The sequence below is a fragment of the Pseudomonas sp. DR48 genome (genome assembly GCF_019823085.1).
Lineage (GTDB): Bacteria > Pseudomonadota > Gammaproteobacteria > Pseudomonadales > Pseudomonadaceae > Aquipseudomonas.
Genome location: NZ_CP081946.1, coordinates 2586736 through 2606130, shown reverse-complemented (window position 1 = coordinate 2606130; position 19395 = coordinate 2586736). Strand labels below are relative to the sequence as shown.

Genomic DNA, 19395 nt, shown 5'->3' with positions numbered 1-19395 from the left:
ACTCGGGACTACACAAATCCCTGTGGGAGCGGGCTTGCTCGCGAATGCTGACTCACATTCAACATCTGAGTCGCCCGACACACCGCATTCGCGAGCAAGCCCGCTCCCACATTGTCCGCGCAAGGCCAATGACATGCCCACTGCCCTTTACCGTTTTCTCCTCGCGATCACACTATTGTTGCCGATGGCCGTACAGGCCGGCGACGCCGAAGACTTCGTCGCCGCCAATCCCGTGCAGCAAGCCAAACTGCTGGAAGCCTGGGCCGCGCAGCCCGAGCCGGCGCGCATCGAATTGATCAATGCCCTGCAACAAGGCGAATTGACCGTCGACGGCCAAGCCAAAACCCTGCGCCTGAACAATCGCCTGCGAGGTCTGATCGACACCGCACTGGCCAGCCATCAACTGCTCGCCGCTGACCCAAAAACCCGTCTGGCCGCCGCGCAGCAATTGCAGAAAAGCGCCAAACCGGCGCAACTGACATTCCTCGACCGGCAACTGGCCGGCGAAAAAGACGAAAGCGTTCACGCCGCCCTGAGCCTGGCCCTGGCCAATCTGCAACTGGTGGATACCGACCCGGCCGTGCGCCTCGCCGCCGTGCGCTTGCTCGGCGAAACCGGTGACCCGCTGGCCCGCACCCGCCTCGAAAGCCTGCTCGAACCGGGTGTCGAAGCCGACGCCAGTGTGCGCACGGCGGCCGAAACCAGCCTCGCGCAAGTCAAACGCAAACTGCTGATCGGCGAGCTGCTCGGACAGGCGTTCAGCGGCATGTCATTGGGTTCGATTTTGCTGCTCGCTGCATTGGGCCTGGCGATCACCTTCGGCCTGCTCGGCGTGATCAATATGGCCCACGGCGAGATGCTGATGCTCGGCGCGTACTCGACGTATGTGGTTCAGTTGATGTTCCAGCGCTTCGCTCCGCAAGCCATCGAGTTCTATCCGCTGATCGCCTTGCCGGTGGCGTTTTTCGTCACCGCTGCCATCGGCATGGCGCTGGAACGCACAGTGATTCGTCACCTCTACGGCCGTCCGCTGGAAACCCTGTTGGCGACCTGGGGCATCAGCCTGATGCTGATTCAACTGGTCCGACTGGTGTTCGGCGCACAGAACGTAGAGGTCGCGAACCCGGCCTGGCTGTCCGGCGGGATTCAAGTGCTGCCTAACCTTGTGCTGCCCTACAACCGCATCGTAATTATCGCTTTCGCCCTGTTTGTGGTGGTGCTGACCTGGCTGCTGCTGAACAAGACGCGACTGGGCCTGAACGTGCGCGCCGTCACCCAGAACCGCAACATGGCCGCGTGCTGCGGTGTGCCGACCGGGCGCGTGGACATGCTCGCCTTTGGCCTCGGCTCGGGCATTGCCGGCCTTGGTGGCGTGGCGCTCAGCCAGATCGGCAACGTCGGCCCGGACCTCGGCCAGAGCTACATCATCGACTCGTTCCTGGTGGTGGTGCTCGGCGGCGTCGGTCAGTTGGCCGGCAGCGTCCTGGCGGCCTTCGGCCTGGGCATCGCCAACAAAATACTTGAGCCGCAGATTGGTGCGGTGCTGGGCAAGATCCTGATCCTCGCGCTGATCATTCTGTTTATCCAGAAGCGTCCGCAAGGCCTCTTCGCATTGAAAGGACGGGTGATCGACTGATGAACCAGCCCCTGTTGCTCACGGCCACACAAAAGGCCGGCCCGAAAGTCACGATTGCCGTTGGCGCGGTGATCCTTGTCTTGCTGTTGGCGTTACCGCTGATGTCGCTGTTATCGCCCATCAGCGTGTTTCATGTCTCGGCCTACACGTTGACGCTGGTGGGCAAAATCCTTTGCTATGCCATCGTCGCCCTGGCGCTGGATCTGGTCTGGGGTTACGCCGGCCTGTTGTCGCTCGGTCACGGCCTGTTCTTCGCCCTCGGCGGCTACGCGATGGGCATGTACTTGATGCGCCAAGCCTCGGGCGATGACTTGCCGGCGTTCATGACGTTCCTGTCGTGGACCGAATTGCCGTGGTACTGGACCGGCACCAGCAGCTTTCTCTGGTCGATGTGCCTGGTGGTGTTGGCGCCTGGGTTGCTGGCACTGGTGTTCGGTTTCTTCGCCTTCCGCTCGCGGATCAAGGGCGTGTATTTCTCGATCATGACCCAGGCCCTGACCTTCGCCGGAATGCTCCTGTTTTTTCGCAACGAAACCGGCTTCGGCGGCAACAACGGCTTCACCAATTTCCGCACCATCCTCGGTTTCGGTATCACAGAACCTGGCACCCGCGCCGTGTTGTTTTTCGCCACGGTGGCGTTGCTGGTGGCGAGTTTGTTCATCGGCTGGCGACTGGCGCAGAGCAAGTTTGGCCGGGTGTTGACGGCGCTGCGCGACGCCGAAAACCGCCTGATGTTCTGCGGCTACGACCCACGCGGGTTCAAGCTGTTTGTCTGGGTGTTGAGCGCGGTGTTGTGCGGCTTGGCCGGCGCGCTGTATGTGCCGCAAGTCGGGATCATCAACCCGAGTGAAATGTCGCCGACCAACTCGATTGAAGCCGCAGTCTGGGTCGCACTGGGCGGCCGCGGCACGCTGATCGGGCCGCTGCTTGGCGCTGGTGTGGTCAACGGGATGAAGAGCTGGTTCACCGTGGCGTTCCCGGAGTATTGGCTGTTCTTCCTCGGGGCGCTGTTCATCATCGTGACCTTGTACCTGCCCAAAGGCGTGATCGGCCTGCTGAAAAAAAGGGGTGAACAATGAGAGTGACTGCGACGGCTGAATTCATGCTCGAACCGGCGTTTTTCCCGCCGCTGGAACCCAACCGGGACGCCGGAAGCAGCCGCGACGTCATCGGTCTCGGGCAACGTGTCGGTCCTGGCCTGGATACGCGCCACGGCACGATCCTGACCCTGGAAGACATCAGCGTGAGCTTCGATGGCTTTCGCGCGCTGAACAATCTGAATCTGTACATCGGCGTCGGCGAGTTGCGCTGCATCATCGGCCCCAACGGTGCCGGCAAGACTACCCTGATGGACGTGATCACCGGCAAGACACGCCCCAGTCACGGCAAGGCCTGGTTCGGTGAAACCCTGGACCTGACGCAGATGAGCGAGGTGCAAATCGCCCAGGCCGGCATCGGTCGCAAGTTTCAGAAACCGACGGTGTTCGAAGCGTTGAGCGTTTTTGAGAACCTGGAGCTGGCGCAGAAAACCGACAAGTCAGTGTGGGCCAGCCTGCGGGCCCGGTTGAGCGGCGAGCAGAAAGACCGCATCACCGAGGTGCTGGAAACCATTCGCCTGAGCGCGTCGGTCAATCGCCCGGCGGGGTTGTTGTCCCACGGTCAGAAGCAGTTTCTGGAAATCGGCATGCTGCTCATGCAAGACCCGCAATTGTTGCTGCTCGATGAGCCGGTGGCGGGCATGACCGACGCCGAAACCGAGTTCACCGCCGAGCTGTTCAAAAGCCTCGCCGGCAAACATTCGCTGATGGTGGTGGAACACGACATGGGCTTCGTCGGCTCGATTGCCGACCACGTCACCGTGTTGCACCAGGGCAGCGTGCTGGCCGAAGGGTCGCTGGAACAGGTGCAGGCCGATGAGCGTGTTATTGAGGTTTACCTCGGCCGCTGAGAATTGATCGTTCCCACGCTCTGCGTGGGAATGCATCCCGTGACGCTCTGCGTCACATAACGGCGGACGCGGAGCGTCCATGGCGGCATTCCCACGCAGAGCGTGGGAACGATCACTGAGGGAGAACGTTGAACATGCTGCACGTCGACAAGCTGCATCAATACTACGGCGGAAGCCACATCCTGCGCGGCCTGACGTTTGAGGTGAAAGTCGGTGAAGTCACCTGCCTGCTCGGGCGCAACGGGGTGGGTAAAACCACGCTGCTCAAATGCCTGATGGGTTTGCTGCCGGCCAAAGAAGGCGCGGTGAACTGGGAAGGTAAACCGATCACCACGTTCAAGCCGCACCAACGGGTTCACGCAGGGATCGCTTACGTTCCGCAAGGGCGGGAAATTTTCGGGCGGCTGACCGTGGAAGAAAACCTGCTGATGGGCCTGTCGCGTTTCCCCGGCAGCGAAGCCAAGGAAGTCCCGGCATTCATCTACGAGCTGTTCCCGGTGCTGCTGCAAATGAAGCAACGCCGTGGCGGTGACTTGTCCGGCGGTCAACAGCAGCAACTGGCGATTGGTCGAGCCTTGGCCAGTCGTCCGCGCTTGCTGATCCTCGACGAGCCCACCGAAGGCATCCAGCCGTCGGTGATCAAGGAGATCGGCGCAGTGATCAAAAAGCTCGCGGCCCGCGGCGACATGGCGATTTTGCTGGTGGAACAGTTTTACGACTTCGCCGCCGAGCTGGCCGATCAGTACCTGGTGATGTCCCGGGGCGAGATCGTGCAACAGGGTCGCGGTGAAAATATGGAAGCCGAAGGTGTGCGCGGCCTGGTTACGATCTAGTCTGTAGCGTCCTGACGATTATTAGAAATCATGAATTTACCTTTACTGCCCCTGACCAAAGAGCCGGCCCTGTTTACCCCGAGTTGGCACGCCGAGCTGGAGCTGGGTTATGCCCGCTTCGGCGAGAGCACGCGCCCGGTCCAGCGCCGGCACCAAGGCCCGTTGCGGGTGCAAAAGCACCTGTACGCCGAAGGGCCCGAGGTGTGCCAGCACATCATCGTTCACCCGCCGGGCGGGATTGCCGGGGGTGATCGACTGGACATCAGCGCCAGCGTCGGCGCTGACGCCTGGGCACAAATCACCAGCCCCGGCGCCGCCAAGTGGTATCGCGCTGCAGGGCCCGCTTATCAGCAGCTGGATTTGCACGTCGCGGCCGGTGCGACACTGGAATGGCTGCCCCAGGAGACGATCATTTTCAGCGACGCCCAGGCCGAACTCAGCACCTCGATCAACCTTGAGGGCGATGCCCGACTGTTCTACTGGGACGTGGTGGCGCTGGGTCGCCCGGCCAGTGGTGAGCGCTTCGACCTCGGGCATTTCCAGGCGCAATTGAATATCCGCCGCGACGGCCAGTTGCTCTGGCACGAACGCCAGCGCATTGTCGGGAATGATGGTTTGCTCGACTCTCCGATTGGCCTGGACGGGCAACCGGTTTTTGCCACGCTGCTGGTGACGGGCGAAGTCGATAGCGAGTTGCTGGAGACGTGCCGCTCGCTGCCCAATGAAGTGCGCGGGGACCTGACGCAGTTGCCGGGGCTATTGGTTGCCCGGTGCCTGGCCAGTGAAGCGCTGTTGGCACGGGGTTGGCTTATTGAATTGTGGCGATTGCTGCGGCCTGCGCTGTTAGGCCGAGAAGCCGTCCCGCCAAGAATATGGAGCACCTGAAATGCAATCCCACAGGGGGTTTGTATTTACAGATCCGAATACTTTTTTATCTGCCCAGATGGATTCCAACGATGGACCTGACCCCACGTGAAAAAGACAAGCTGCTGATCTTCACCGCTGGCCTCGTGGCCGAGCGGCGTCTGGCGCGCGGCGTGAAACTCAATTACCCGGAGGCCATGGCCTACATTTCCGCCGCGCTGCTCGAAGGTGCCCGCGATGGCCGGACCGTGGCCGAGCTGATGCACTTTGGCACCACCCTGCTGAGCCGCGATCAAGTGATGGAAGGCATCCCGGAAATGATCCCGGAGATCCAGGTCGAAGCGACGTTCCCCGACGGCACCAAACTGGTCACCGTCCACCAACCCATCGCCTGAGGCCGAGCCATGACTTACATCATCCGTGATGCCGTGCATGCCGACCTGCCGGGAATCCGCGACATCTACAACGACGCCGTGCTCAACACCACGGCGATCTGGAACGAACAGGCGGTAGACCTGGGCAACCGTCAGGCCTGGTTCAGTGCGCGCCAATCCCAGGGTTATCCGATTCTGGTGATCGTCGACGGCGATAACAGCGTGCTGGGCTACGCTTCATTTGGTGACTGGCGGCCGTTCGACGGTTTCCGCCACACCGTCGAGCATTCGGTCTACGTGCGCAGCGACCAGCGGGGCAATGGCCTGGGTCCGCGACTGATGGACGTATTGATCGAGCGCGCCAAAGGCTGCGACAAGCACGTGATGGTGGCCGCCATCGAAAGCGGCAACGCCGCTTCTATTCGTCTGCATGAACGGGCTGGATTCGCGATCACTGGTCAGATGCCCCAGGTGGGCACCAAATTTGGCCGCTGGCTGGACCTGACCTTCATGCAACTGACCCTCAATCCTGGCGCGGAGCCGCCGACTGCCAGCAAGGAGTAACGCCCGATGAACCCCGCCCAACTGCGACGCGTCAATGTTGAAAGCTTTGCGCACTACCGTCAGGGATTGATTGACCTGTTGCTCGACGCCGTCGGTTATGGCGCCAGCGTCGGGTTCATGGCCAATCTGGACGCCGCCCAGGCGCGCGCCTATTTCGATGAGGTTCAGGACAACCTGAACAAGGGCAACGTGTTGTTGTGGGTGGTGGTCAAGGACGAACAGGTCCAGGCCAGCGTGCAACTGACCCTGTGCCAGAAAGCCAACGGCCTGAACCGTGCCGAAGTGCAGAAATTGCTGGTGCGCGAACACGCACGTCGCCGGGGTCTGGGCCAACAGTTGATGAACGCACTGGAACAGGCAGCCCTCCAGCACAAGCGCGGCATGCTTTACCTCGACACCGAGGCCGGCTCCCCCGCTGAAGACTTCTACAAAGCTCTGGGCTACACCAAGGCCGGTGAAATCCCAGACTACGCCTGCGACCCGAGCGGCCAGTACAAACCGACCGCCCTCTACTACAAAATTCTCCAAGGAGCCCATTGATGATTCCCGGTGAATACCAGATCCAGCCCGGCGACATCGAGCTTAACGTGGGCCGACGCACGGTCAGTCTGAAAGTGGCCAACAGCGGGGACCGGCCGATCCAGGTCGGCTCGCATTACCACTTTTTCGAAACCAACGACGCCCTGACTTTCGACCGCGCCGCCAGCCGCGGCATGCGCCTGAACATCCCCGCCGGCACCGCCGTGCGCTTCGAACCGGGGCAAAGCCGCGAAGTCGAGTTGGTCGAGCTGGCGGGGTTGCGTCGGGTATTCGGGTTTGCCGGCAGAATCATGGGCGACTTATAGGTCGACTTCAGCAGCAAGTGACAAGCCTCAAGCTGCAAGAAAGAGCAGTTTGCGGCCCCCCTATCCGCTTTTACTTGAGGCTTGCAGCTTGAAGCTTGCAACTCAATTACGAGGAACGAGTAATTGAAGATTTCCCGTCAGGCCTACGCCGACATGTTCGGTCCCACCGTCGGTGACAAGGTCCGTCTGGCCGATACCGAGCTGTGGATCGAAGTGGAAAAAGACTTCACCACCTATGGCGAAGAAGTGAAATTCGGCGGCGGTAAAGTGATCCGTGACGGCCAGGGCCAAAGCCAGTTACTGGCGGCTGAAGTCGTCGATACGGTGATCACCAACGCGCTGATCGTCGACCACTGGGGCATCGTCAAAGCCGACGTCGGCCTCAAGGACGGCCGCATCGCCGGGATCGGCAAGGCCGGCAATCCGGACGTGCAACCGGACGTGACCATCGCCATCGGTGCAAGCACTGAAGTGATCGCTGGCGAAGGCATGATCCTCACCGCTGGCGGCATCGACACGCACATCCATTTCATCTGTCCGCAACAGATCGAAGAAGCGCTGATGAGCGGCGTCACCACCATGATCGGCGGCGGCACCGGCCCGGCAACCGGCACCAATGCCACAACGTGCACCTCCGGGCCGTGGCACCTGGCACGCATGCTTCAGGCCGCCGACGCGTTCCCGATGAACATCGGTTTCACCGGCAAGGGCAACGCGAGCCTGCCGGAACCGCTGATCGAACAGGTCAAGGCCGGCGCCATCGGCTTGAAGTTGCACGAAGACTGGGGCACCACGCCCGCGAGCATCGACAACTGCCTGACGGTGGCCGACCAATACGACGTCCAGGTCGCCATCCACACCGACACCCTCAACGAGTCCGGTTTTGTCGAAACCACCCTCGCCGCTTTCAAGGGCCGCACGATTCACACCTACCACACCGAAGGTGCGGGCGGCGGTCACGCGCCGGACATCATCAAGGCCTGTGGCTTTGCCAACGTGTTGCCGAGTTCGACCAATCCGACCCGGCCGTTCACCCGCAATACCATCGACGAACACCTCGATATGCTGATGGTCTGCCACCACCTGGACCCGAGCATCGCCGAAGACGTGGCCTTCGCCGAAAGCCGCATCCGCCGCGAAACCATCGCCGCCGAAGACATCCTCCACGACCTCGGCGCGTTCTCGATGATCAGCTCCGACAGCCAGGCCATGGGCCGCGTCGGCGAAGTCATCACCCGCACCTGGCAGACCGCCGACAAGATGAAAAAACAGCGCGGCGCGCTGCCGGAAGATGGCGAAGGCAACGACAACTTCCGCGCCAAACGCTACATCGCCAAGTACACCATCAACCCGGCGATCACCCATGGCATCAGCCATGAAGTGGGCTCGGTCGAAGTGGGTAAATGGGCGGATCTGGTGCTCTGGCGCCCAGCGTTTTTCGGCGTCAAACCGACGCTCATCCTCAAGGGCGGCGCCATTGCCGCCAGCCTGATGGGCGATGCCAATGCCTCGATTCCGACACCGCAACCGGTGCATTACCGCCCGATGTTCGCCAGCTACGGCGGCTCGCTGCACGCCACCAGCCTGACCTTTATCAGCCAGGCGGCGCAGGCAGCTGGATTGCCCGAAGCGTTGGGTCTGAAAAAGAAAATCGCAGTGGTCAAAGGCTGTCGCGAGGTGCAGAAAACCGATCTGATCCACAACGACTACCTGCCGAAGATCGACGTCGATCCGCAGACCTATCAGGTCAAGGCTGACGGCGTACTGCTGTGGTGCGAACCGGCGGATGTGTTGCCGATGGCCCAGCGGTATTTTCTGTTTTGATTTCCAGTCAGGCATAAAAAACCCGGCACGAAGGGCGTCAATCTTCGTGCCGGGATGGCTGTATTGTCAGGTCAATCAGTTGCTCGGTTTGACCGTAAAGGGAATTTACACCCTTTGCAGTTTCGCCCGATCCATCGCCTGTTGGGTCAGGGTTTTGAGCAGTGTCTTCATTTCGTTATAGATCAAGTCCAGCTCGGCGGAATAGGCCTCGTGAGTCATGATCTGTCCTGGGGCAATCTCGCTTTCCGGTTTGCCCAGCTCTGCGGCGAGCACCCTCAGTTCCTCTTTCAGGCCGGCCTTTGCCTCAAGCGAAAGATCCTGTTCGTTGGCGCGCTTATCAAGCGCCATGAAAAACTCCGTCGTCGCATCGATTCGACGCCTGAACACCTTGAACGCGCGACGATTCGAGCCCTGGACGTAAGACGCCCAAAATGGCTGTTCAACGATGGAATCACGCAGCAAATCGCCGGCCTCCAGATCCAGTACCCGCCGATAGGCATCTTCGATCATCTCAGACGTGACGCCCGTGTGCGTGCGGAACTGCAGATCACGGGATTGCCAGGGCAGATCCAGTCGCTCGGCCAGGTCCGTCATGTAGCCCAGATGTACCTGGACCTCATCGATGGTCCCCGAAACTTCGCCATTGGCATCGATCACCATGAATCGTTCACCGCCCGCCAGTCGTTTGGCGACCACTTGGTGGGCAATCCTGCTCAACTCATCCAGACGGGATTTGCCTCTGGCAAGCTGCACCAGTTCAGCCTCCACCAGGCTTGGACTCCCCAGCGCATAAGCTTCGTGGATCAGCACCTCCACACCCATTGAATTGAACAACTGGGCCCCGGCATCCACACAGTTGGTAGCCTCGTCCCTGCCCATGACGAAAAGGTTGCGCCGCAACTCACTGTCCTTGGACATCGCTTCCAGCATTCGCCAGACCTTGCTCGTCATGTCCACTCTGAATGCGTTGTCGTTCTGGAAATGGCTGGACTCAGTGAGCTTCCTGATCTTATTGAAAAAATGCACCGAGCCGAACTCGTCCTCGACACTGTTCCATATCGCCTGTTTGGCGACCCAATCTCGTCGCGTCAGGCCTGCCTCCCAATCAAGGCTGTCGCGCACACCACGAGGCGGATACGGACGATCGGGGTCCAGGCCGACGGACCTGATGTAGTTTCTGAGCGTGTTCAGAGTATCGGCCGACATCCACTGCCGTTCCCGGCTCACTACCGTCCGAGCCAACATCTCCGCCCCGACAGAGCCGGGCGTAGCCTGAGGGATGACCGTCAGTTCATTGCGTTGAAGATTCAAGTAAAAATGCCGGAATCGGGGTTGAGAAAACAATCCGTCCGGCCAGGTATTAATACCCGTCTCACCCAGCATAACTAAATGCAGCAGGCGCATGCCGCCGATATCCGGCACTCGACCCAACGGGTTTCCCTGAAGATCCAGACTTTGAAGCCGGGTAAGCCATCTCAAATACGTAGCGCCCTGCGCATCCAGCACAATCCGGTTATCGCCGAGGAACAACTCCGTCAGCCCTACCATTCGACCCACCGAAGGAGGAAATTGCGTGAGCCGGTTGCGGGTGAGATTCAGCGAACGCAGGCGCGGAAAATGGTCAAGAAAGGTGATGTGTGCGTCGGTCATCTCAGTGCCCAGCAAGTTCAGGCTGGTCACGTGCTGAAAATCGGCTTCCAGAGGGGGCATGGTCCCCAAGTGCCGCCCCATGGGCATATTGCTGAGGTCAAGCACTGTTCCCTGCAGAATCTCGTAAGAGTCCACATGCCTGGGCCCGGTTTGCTGCCAGCACTGACGAATGGCCTTGTACAACTTGTTTCTGGACTGCCATTCGGCAACGCCCGCAGGGCTGAACCTGTACGCTTCGGTCGGCGAATTCAGCCAGCGCTGGAAGTTGGTATTGAGGCGGTTGAATTCCGCTTCCAGCGCGCTGGCCCGCAGCTCCGGGTCAGCCTCGTCGCCAGCACCGTCCAGATAAGCCTGGGCTTGCTCCTCGGTCCAGCCCGGCCGCACGCTCCTGACGCGTTCCTGCAACGTCAGGCGTCCGGTGAGCCGTCGAATGCCTTGAGGAAGAGGCATTCCACCGAGCAGCTTCATCGTTTCGGGATCATAGGCAGGCTTGCGCAGTGGGCTGTCCGCCAGCATCGGGCGCAGCTGGTCACGCCCCAATGGTGCATTTTGAACGGTGTGCTTGAGTGTCGCGCCTTGATTGATTTCAAAACCCAGTGCTTTGCGTTCAGCGTCAGGCAGGGCATGCAATACCGAAGAAAACAGGTCATCGGCGCCGTGCAGATGGTTGTCCTCGGCATCCCGCACTTCATAACCGTTCTCCGTGCTGACCAGGACTTTGCGCACATCCGCTTCTTCTGGGCCAATGCTGTCGCGCAGACGGCCAGTGAAAGAATGCTCGCGAATTTCGATGCGCACCTCCGGCGGCCAGTTCGGCAAGCTTTCCAGGCTATGCAGTGCCAGTTTTTCCGTATCCAGCGCCTGCAGTGAATCAAGGAACAGCCCTTCATAGGCACGCGACAGACGCACCTCCAGCGAGGCGGCGCGCGCCTGCTGCCTGAGGTGCAAGCCAATACGCTGTTGCTCGGCCAGCACTCGCAAGTCATCCGGATCAGCGGCGCTCAGTAGCTCCTCTGCCATGTTGGCGGGCAATTGCGTGAAGGTATCCTGAAGCGTTCTGGCGTCGGCAATGTTTGACTGGGCGTTCTCAGGCAGTTTCCCCGTTTCCGCCCACACCTTGAACCGGTTGAGGGTGTCGACCAGCAACGCGGGCGGCGCTTCGTTTTCGACATGCAGCCGACGCAACACATCTTCTTCGATACCACTGGCGATACGGATGCGTTCAAGCATTGCATCTTCGAACGCTTCTGACTTCGTCCCCAGCCCACGCATGAGGTCGGCCGAGGTCCACTCGACAGGGCGGTCGAGTTCGGTGTGCCAGGTACCGGCGCCATCGTGGTCAAGCTTTGGCTGGTAAGCTGTGGGCCGGTCCGGATGCTGCATCCTTGGTTCGCCGGTCAGTGGATCGTCCTGCACCGCGAAATATTTGCCGTCGCGCGGCAGCAACTCCTTATCGCCGTGCGCGTGAAGGCCTCGCTCGTTGGGCGTCGAGTCGGAACTCAAACTGACTTGATGCTCATACGGGCTCAAGTCCGGGTTCCAGAGGCGGGTCTTGCCGTCAGCGAGTACGACCGGCTTCAACTGGTCGACAAATGCCGAAAGCTTGATCGCGGCCGCTGCGCCCGTCGGCAACACATGCCCTGCTCCCATGATTGCCAGCTGGGCCGCATTGATCAGGACGCCAGTCAATAATGCCGCCGCCTCGTCCTTGTCGCCCTTGCTCCAGTCTTCGATGCCCTCCATGGTTTCAAGCAGCATTTGCCCGATCATGATGCCCAGCATGGCTTCTCCCAGGCCCGGCACCAGCATCGCGCCGAAGTTGAATACATTCCAGCCGATGCTCACGTAGCTGCTCAATCGCGCCCAACGGGCGTTGGCATCTTCATCGCCAGTGGGAACGGCAATGTGCCGCGAATCCGCGATGGCCTTATCGCACCGCCATCGGCCGAGCGCCGGCCAGAGCAAACCGTCAATCAGGTTGGTGACCGGCTCGGCATCGGGGTTCTCCACCGCAGTCTCTCGCCACCACGGCCCCATGCTCAACGGTTCGCGCTGTTGCCAGGTGAAGGTGCTAAAGCGCTCTTTGACGCGAGTGAAAAACTGTCCTTTGTCTTTTTGCGGTACGAAGCGGCTGAAAAATTGTTGGTAGTCCGAGGAGCGCAACTGGCTCGTCAGCTCCTTCATGAAATCGGTGAAGGATTTATATTCCTTGAGAGGATGCTCAGGATCGTCGGGCACATAAACGATCAAGGTACCGTCGAGCCGACTTTGATTATCGATATCTTTGCGGCGCAGCATCTCATCGACGGCACCGCTGGGACCGTTGGCAAAAAAGGCTTTGAGAAACTTGAACTGGTCAAATTCCTGCCCGGGCAGAATGAGCAGTTTGCGTGCCCAATCCACCATTATTCGTTGATGTGTCGGCTCCAGGGCGTCGTAAATCTTTTTGATTTTCTTTGGATCTGCCACAGCACTGAACAACACGATACCCGACAGTTTCACGCCCATAAGGGTCAGTCGATGAGACTGTAACGGGCGCTTGCCCATCGTGATGTTTGTCTGGTTGTCTCGCAGTTGCTGCAACTTGCCGTACGCATATGAAGTGATATCGCCCTTCAAATATGCAATCAGCGCCGACTCATTGAACGCGGCTTTTTCGGTGCCGATGAAGTGTCGCTCGAGGGACGCCTTGGCATCGGCCCGGGCAGGACTCAACAGACCAGTGATGTGCCGCTGATACTGCGCACCGAGATCCAGGTCCCGACAAAGGCTTGCAAAACTTTCGATGGTCAACGAATGACGTTGCAGCTCACCTTCGGCATCGGTGGTGAAAATTCCCGAGCCATCGCGAAAGGCGCCGGCACGGGTTTCAGCGTCCTCGAAGTTATGCAGCGCAGCCTCCAGCAACGTTGACTCCCTGAGCCGGCTGGCATTGTTGTCGATGCCAAACCCCAGCAGGGCTGGCACGTAAAGCCGAACCGTCGTGGCCCGCACATCCAGTTTCAGGCTCAGCTTTTCTTGCAGGGCTTGAACGAGCAAGGGCTCTGCGAACTCGTTGATGTCCTTTTTCAGATCACCCAGCGTGTCATCCAGATCGCCTTGCAATCGCCAGCGCTCGTTGCCGAGTTCCTTGAGGTATTGACGGTCAATGGCGCTTGCCTTGACGTACCACTCAGGGAAGTCGACTGCCTGGGTTGCCGTCGCTACACGTTTAGACAGAGTAGGGCTTTTTATAAGCGCTGGAACGTTGGTTGCCAGGTAACTCAAATACCGATTGTCGCCTGCCGGATTATTGGCAGAAATATCCGACACAGATCCTTCTGATGATTCGTTCATTGCGCATGTATCCCTATGCGTTCAATAGAGCGTCCAGCTTATTCAATGACGGCAAAAACAAAAGTTTAAATAACTGCTGGGAAACGGCCCGAAAACCAATAACAACACCTAACTTAAGCACCTTAAAAACAACTAAATACCACCCAGGGAATGGCCAGGCATGATCCGACTTGCCAGCGGTAGTTTTTACCCGTGTGCAAAGGAGATAAGATGCCAAGACTTTTCAGCCAGGAAACGGTCATGCGCTTATCCGAATTCATCAGGCAACACGTAGACCGTATCGTTGATGAATGGGAACAGTTCGCTAAAACGATCACCCCGGCCGCCATTAACATGGACCGCGTTGCCTTGCGCGACCACGCCAAGGCGATTCTGCTGGCGGCGGCACGGGACATGACCACCGCGCAAACCGCCAGCGAACAACTGGCGAAAGCCAAGGGCGAAGGCCCGGAAAAAACCCCAAGCCTGGATGAAGCGGGGGCCAGTCATGGTGAGTTGCGCCATACCGTAGGGTTCGACCTGGTGCAGATGACCAGTGAATTCCGCCATTTGCGCGCTTGTGTGATTCGGATGTGGGTCAGCAGCCTGGAAGTGCCGGACCTGGCTTACTTGCAGGACATGATCCGTTTCAACGAAGCGATTGATGAGGCACTGGCAGAGTCCACCGCGGCGTACGCCGAACAGGTCAATCACTCGCGGGATCTGTTCCTGGCGATACTCGGTCATGACCTGCGAGCGCCGTTGCAGGCCATAAGCATGTCCACCGAGTTGCTGTTGCGCAAAGCGCCGCTTGAAGGTGATGCGCTGACGTGCGCAATCAATATCAAGCGTGGCGCGCGGCACATGGCGGTGATGGTCAGCGATTTGCTGGAGCTGGTCCGTAGCCGGTTGGGCAAGAGCCTGCCGATCGAGCCCAAGCCCATGGACCTGGCCGATGCCGCGCATGCGGCGATTGCCGAGGCATGCGCCGGTAACCCGGAATGCGATCCAATAATCAGGGTGGTCGGCGATACCCGCGGTGTCTGGGATGCCGGGCGACTCGATCAGCTGTTACAGAACCTGATCGGCAACGCGTTACAGCATGGCTTGAACAAACGTGATGTGACCGTCACCGTCACCGGCGAGCCGGACTCGGTGCGCCTGACTGTGCATAACTTTGGCGTACCGATTCCCGACGATGCCATCCCCACCCTCTTCGATCCATTGGTGCGCAGCGCCAGCGAAGACCTCGGGCAACCGACGACCAGCCTTGGCCTGGGATTGTTTATCGTCAAGGAAGTGGTCGACGCCCACGGCGGGACCATCGACGTCAGCTCGAATCAGACCGATGGCACGCTGTTTACCGTGGTGTTGCCCAGAAACCAGTAAGGCCAAGGGCCGCGAAAGGGCCCTGAGGCAATACAAACACAAAGTGCTTACTCGACCACCAACCGCCCCAGCCGCTGCCTGAGCATGCGGTTCTCGGCCCGCAGTTGCTGGACCTCGTCAAGCAGGTTCAGCGCCAGGGCGACGCCTTCCCATTCCAGCTCCAGATCGCGCCGCAGCTTGGCGGCACGCTTGGCCAGCACCAGTTCATAATCGGTGAAACGCCAATCCTTGGGCTGCTTGCCCTGAGGTTCGAGGATGCCGTGTTCGACGATTTCGATCACGTAGACGTCCGACAGCTCGGTCGCCTCACAGAATTCTGCCATGTCCAGTTGAACGATCAGGGGGTTGCTCATGATGGGCTACTCCGTCTCTTGGATCAGAAGTTTTCTCTTGGGTTGAAAGCGGCTTTTTTCGCCAGCTCTTCCCACAGCGCCTTGACCTCGTCGTTCGAGGTTTTGGGCATGACGGCCTTGAGCTGCACGAACAGATAACCTCGATGACCGGCCTTGTTCAGCAAACCGTGCCCCTTGGCACGCATGCGCTGACCATTCTGGCTGCCGGCCGGCACCTTGAGGTTGATCTTGCCCGTCAGGGTCGGCACTGCCACTTCGGCGCCCAATGCCAATTCCCACGGTGCCAGCGGCAACGTGATAATCAGGTTTTCGCCTTCCACATCGAATTTCGGATGTGGCGCAAAACGAATGATCAGGAACAAGTCGCCATTAGCCCCGCCACCGATACCCGGCGCGCCCTGGCCCTTGAGGCGGATACGCTCGCCGTCGGCCACGCCGGCCGGGATCTTCACGTTCAGGCTTTTGCTGGTATTGCTGACATGTTGACCAGCAGCGTTGTACTGCGGCACCTGGAAAGTGACCTTCTTCGACTCGGTCGAGAGGGATTCTTCCAGGAAAATCGGTAGTTCCATTTCCACGTCTTGCCCTCGACGCCCGGCGCTTCGGCCCGACTGTGCACCACCAAAACCACCGCCGCCACGGTTGCCAAAGATCGAACTGAAGAAGTCCGAGAAATCCCCCGTGTCCTGACCACCGCCAAAACCGCCACGCCCCTGCCAACCTGGCGGGCCCTGGAACGGTTGGCCGTGCTGGCCGTATTTGCGCAAGTCGTCATATTCGGCACGCTTGTCGGCGCTTTTCAGCGCTTCATAAGCCTCCGAGGCGTCCTTGAACTTGGCCTCGGCATCCTTTTCCTTGCTGACGTCCGGGTGGTATTTGCGCGCGAGCTTGCGATAGGCGGCCTTGATCGCCTTATCGTCAGCCGTCGGCTCCACACCGAGAATCTTGTAATAGTCTTTGAAGTCCATCGAGGGAATCACCATCCGTTATCGAAATCGCGCTACCGCTGTCAGCATGCGCTCATTACCAGCCGCCAGCTTGACCAATCTCAAGTTTGTGACCGGGCAGCGCATCAGAAGTTTATCGGCAGCAGTCGGGGGTTCTTTCGACCGTCCGGTGGCTGCCAGGCCCAATGCAGACAAGTTTGGGGCAAAGGATAGTCTTTCAAGGCGCTAATAGCCGAGATTTAGCGGATAGTCGGCCTTCGAATATTCGCCGCACTGGCATACACTGCGCGGCCGTTTTTTAACCGGAACTCGAAAGACATGAAAAACGCATCTCCAGCCCGTGCCTGTGGTATCGACTTCGGCACGTCCAACTCCACCGTCGGCTGGCTGCGCCCCGGCATGGAAACGCTGATCGCGCTGGAGGACGACAAGATCACCCTGCCCTCGGTGGTCTTCTTCAATATGGAAGAACGTCGCCCGGTGTACGGACGGCTGGCGCTGCACGAGTACCTGGAAGGCTACGAAGGCCGGCTGATGCGCTCGCTCAAGAGCCTGCTCGGCTCCAAGCTGATCAAGCACGACACCAGCGTCCTGGGGACGGCCATGCCGTTCAAGGACCTGCTGGGTCTGTTCATCGGCCAGTTGAAGAAGCGCGCCGAGACCGCCGCCGGTCGCGAGTTCGAGGAAGTGGTGCTGGGTCGTCCGGTGTTTTTCGTCGATGACGATGAAATGGCCGACCAGGAAGCCGAGAACACCCTGGTGGACGTGGCCCGCGCCATCGGCTTCAAGGATGTGTCGTTCCAGTACGAACCGATTGCGGCGGCGTTCGACTACGAGTCGACCATCGAAAAAGAAGAGTTGGTGCTGATCGTCGACATCGGCGGTGGTACGTCCGACTTCTCGCTGGTGCGCCTCTCGCCAGAGCGCCGCAACCACGACAACCGCCACGACGACATCCTCGCCACCGGCGGCGTGCACATCGGCGGGACTGATTTCGACAAGCAGTTGAGCCTGCAAGGGCTGATGCCGCTGTTCGGCTACGGCAGCCGCATGAAGAGCGGCGCCTACATGCCCACCAGCCACCACATGAACCTGGCAACCTGGCACACCATCAACTCGGTGTACTCGCAGAAGTCGACCCTGGCCCTGGGCAGCATGCGTTACGACATCGAAGACACCGGCGGCATCGACCGCCTGTTCAAGCTGATCGACCAGCGCGCCGGTCACTGGCTGGCCATGGAAGTGGAAGAAACCAAAATCCAGCTGACCCACGCCGACAGCCGCCATGTGCCGCTGGACCGCATCGAGCCGGGATTGAGCGTTGAGCTAAGCCGGGCGCTGTTCGAATCGGCCATCGACAACCTGCTGGAGCGCGTGCGCAACAGCGTCACCCAACTGCTCAACGATGCCAATGTGCGCGTCGATCAGGTCGATACGGTGTTCTTCACCGGCGGTTCGAGCGGGATTCCGGCGCTGCGCAACAGCGTGTCGGCGATGTTGCCGAATGCACAGCATGTGGAAGGGAACATCTTTGGCAGTATCGGCAGTGGCCTGGCGATTGAGGCCATGAAGCGTTACGGCACGATGGACTGATCCTGAATCGAGTCGCGCCCTTCGCGAGCAAGCCCGCTCCCACACTGACCGCGTTCTACATTTGAAATGCGGTCAACTGTGGGAACGGGCTTGCTCGCGAAGGCGTCAGATCAGGCAATACATCACTTGGATCAAACCATCCCGATCTGTCTTAACTCGCTCTTCAGATACGCGTAATAAATCGGCCCCGCCACCACTCCCGGCAGGCCGAACGCGGCCTCGAACACCAGCATCGCCAGCAGCAACTCCCACGACTTGGCTCTGATCTGCCCGCCGACGATGCGCGCGTTGAGGAAGTATTCGAGCTTGTGGATAAAAATCAGATAACCCAATGCCGCCACGGCGACCCAGATCGACAGCGACAAGCCGACGATGGTGATCAGCGTGTTCGACATCAGGTTGCCAATGACCGGCAGCAAGCCAAGCAGGAAGGTCAGCACGATCAGGGTTTTGGTCAGCGGCAACTTGATCCCGAACAGGGGCAAGACCACCACCAGGAAAATCGCGGTAAAAAAGGTGTTGAGCAGGGAAATCTTGATCTGGGCAAACACGATATTACGAAACGCCTGGACCACCAGGTGCAGGCGATCGAACAGCGCGGCAGCCAGTGGTTTGCGCTTGGTCACGTCCGGCGCGCGCTGCAAGGCGATGATCGCGCCCAGCACCATGCCGATCAGCAACGTCACAAACATGTGCGCTGCGTCCTTGCCCACCAATTGCAACTCGCTCAGGTGCTTGCTCATCCACTCGCCGATGGCCACGCGGAATTCGGCGGCACTGGCCGGCAGATAGGCATCGATGAACGGTGGCAGTTGCCCCCGTGCACGGTCGACCACGTGCATGAATTTATCGAGGGAAGCGCCGGGGTTTTCCGCCTCGTGCAGCAGAAAGCTGATGGCACCGGCAAAGATCAGCGCCAGCACACTGACCACTAACGTCCCCAGCAACGCCACCGCCAGCCAGCGTGCGCGCCGACCTTCGATCAATCGCTGCAGTTGCGGGGTGAGCATGTTGACCAGTTCGAACACCAACAACCCGGCCAGCAGGCTGGGCAGCAATCGCAGCGGGATCACCAGTAGCAAGCCACCAAAGATGATGATCCAACTGATAAGCAGCAAGACGTGACGTTGAGAAAACGTTGGCATACAGCCTCAAAACGAACGGCGTAAAAGGATTGGCAGTCTGCCAGCGTTCCGGTGCCAGCACTAGGGATTGTGTGGGTCGACCTTGGTCGGGAGCCCAGCGGTTTTTTTACAACGC

General features: G+C 59.7%; 16 protein-coding genes. 12 read left to right on the top strand and 4 right to left on the bottom strand.

Annotated elements, in window-relative coordinates; translation table 11 throughout:
* Window positions 1-133 precede the first annotated feature (133 nt).
* The 10 genes from urtB (at window position 134) to ureC (ending at window position 8888) form a co-directional block, all read left to right on the top strand.
* Entirely contained in the window at window positions 134-1636 is a 1503-nt protein-coding gene (gene urtB, locus K5K95_RS11815; RefSeq protein ID WP_222589581.1) for an urea ABC transporter permease subunit UrtB, read from the top strand.
* Window positions 1636-2715 (top strand): urea ABC transporter permease subunit UrtC, encoded by a 1080-nt coding sequence (urtC, locus tag K5K95_RS11810; protein ID WP_222589580.1) that lies wholly within the window; start codon window positions 1636-1638, stop codon window positions 2713-2715. Before urtB ends, urtC begins: the two co-directional genes overlap by 1 nt.
* Window positions 2712-3584 carry an urea ABC transporter ATP-binding protein UrtD gene (gene urtD / locus K5K95_RS11805; RefSeq protein ID WP_222589579.1) on the top strand — a complete coding sequence of 291 codons (873 nt, stop codon included), beginning with the start codon at window positions 2712-2714 and terminating at the stop codon, window positions 3582-3584. The genes urtC and urtD overlap by 4 nt, the downstream gene beginning before the upstream one ends.
* A gap of 134 nt (window positions 3585-3718) precedes the next feature.
* Complete coding sequence (gene urtE, locus K5K95_RS11800; RefSeq protein ID WP_208670277.1) at window positions 3719-4417, top strand: urea ABC transporter ATP-binding subunit UrtE; 699 nt, start codon at window positions 3719-3721, stop codon at window positions 4415-4417.
* 30 nt (window positions 4418-4447) lie between these two features.
* Window positions 4448-5302: an urease accessory protein UreD gene (locus tag K5K95_RS11795; protein WP_222589578.1), complete on the top strand. Its 855-nt coding sequence runs from the start codon at window positions 4448-4450 to the stop codon at window positions 5300-5302.
* A 71-nt stretch (window positions 5303-5373) separates the two neighbouring features.
* Entirely contained in the window at window positions 5374-5676 is a 303-nt protein-coding gene (gene ureA, locus K5K95_RS11790; RefSeq protein ID WP_222589577.1) for an urease subunit gamma, read from the top strand.
* Window positions 5677-5685: 9 nt separating this feature from the next.
* Window positions 5686-6219, top strand: coding sequence for a GNAT family N-acetyltransferase (locus K5K95_RS11785; RefSeq protein ID WP_222589576.1), 534 nt, complete (start codon window positions 5686-5688; stop codon window positions 6217-6219).
* A 6-nt stretch (window positions 6220-6225) separates the two neighbouring features.
* Window positions 6226-6759, top strand: a complete 534-nt coding sequence (locus tag K5K95_RS11780; RefSeq protein ID WP_222589575.1) for a GNAT family N-acetyltransferase — start codon at window positions 6226-6228, stop codon at window positions 6757-6759.
* The gene (locus K5K95_RS11775; protein ID WP_149660627.1) at window positions 6759-7064 is read left to right on the top strand and encodes an urease subunit beta; all 306 of its coding nucleotides are present in this window, start codon (window positions 6759-6761) and stop codon (window positions 7062-7064) included. Before K5K95_RS11780 ends, K5K95_RS11775 begins: the two co-directional genes overlap by 1 nt.
* Window positions 7065-7187: 123 nt before the next feature.
* Window positions 7188-8888 carry an urease subunit alpha gene (ureC, locus tag K5K95_RS11770; protein WP_222589574.1) on the top strand — a complete coding sequence of 567 codons (1701 nt, stop codon included), beginning with the start codon at window positions 7188-7190 and terminating at the stop codon, window positions 8886-8888.
* A 105-nt stretch (window positions 8889-8993) separates the two neighbouring features.
* On the opposite strand, the gene K5K95_RS11765 is transcribed toward ureC, so the two are convergent.
* Window positions 8994-13874, bottom strand: a complete 4881-nt coding sequence (locus K5K95_RS11765; RefSeq protein ID WP_315903121.1) for a dermonecrotic toxin domain-containing protein — start codon at window positions 13872-13874, stop codon at window positions 8994-8996.
* 240 nt (window positions 13875-14114) lie between these two features.
* On the opposite strand from K5K95_RS11765, the gene K5K95_RS11760 reads away from it, so the two are divergent.
* Window positions 14115-15242 (top strand): sensor histidine kinase, encoded by a 1128-nt coding sequence (locus K5K95_RS11760; RefSeq protein ID WP_222589573.1) that lies wholly within the window; start codon window positions 14115-14117, stop codon window positions 15240-15242.
* A 47-nt stretch (window positions 15243-15289) separates the two neighbouring features.
* Here the strand turns inward: K5K95_RS11760 and K5K95_RS11755 are convergent, their stop codons facing one another.
* Both K5K95_RS11755 and K5K95_RS11750 read right to left on the bottom strand, forming a co-directional pair.
* The gene (locus K5K95_RS11755) at window positions 15290-15595 is read right to left on the bottom strand and encodes a chaperone modulator CbpM (protein WP_222589572.1); all 306 of its coding nucleotides are present in this window, start codon (window positions 15593-15595) and stop codon (window positions 15290-15292) included.
* Window positions 15596-15618: 23 nt separating this feature from the next.
* Window positions 15619-16563 carry a DnaJ C-terminal domain-containing protein gene (locus K5K95_RS11750; RefSeq protein ID WP_222589571.1) on the bottom strand — a complete coding sequence of 315 codons (945 nt, stop codon included), beginning with the start codon at window positions 16561-16563 and terminating at the stop codon, window positions 15619-15621.
* 297 nt (window positions 16564-16860) lie between these two features.
* Between K5K95_RS11750 and K5K95_RS11745 the strand changes: the two genes are divergently transcribed.
* The gene (locus K5K95_RS11745; protein WP_090176158.1) at window positions 16861-18135 is read left to right on the top strand and encodes an Hsp70 family protein; all 1275 of its coding nucleotides are present in this window, start codon (window positions 16861-16863) and stop codon (window positions 18133-18135) included.
* 131 nt (window positions 18136-18266) lie between these two features.
* Here K5K95_RS11745 and K5K95_RS11740 read toward each other — a convergent pair whose 3' ends face one another.
* On the bottom strand, window positions 18267-19280 hold the full coding sequence (locus K5K95_RS11740; RefSeq protein ID WP_222589570.1) for an AI-2E family transporter: 1014 nt from the start codon (window positions 19278-19280) through the stop codon (window positions 18267-18269).
* Window positions 19281-19395: the final 115 nt, after the last annotated feature.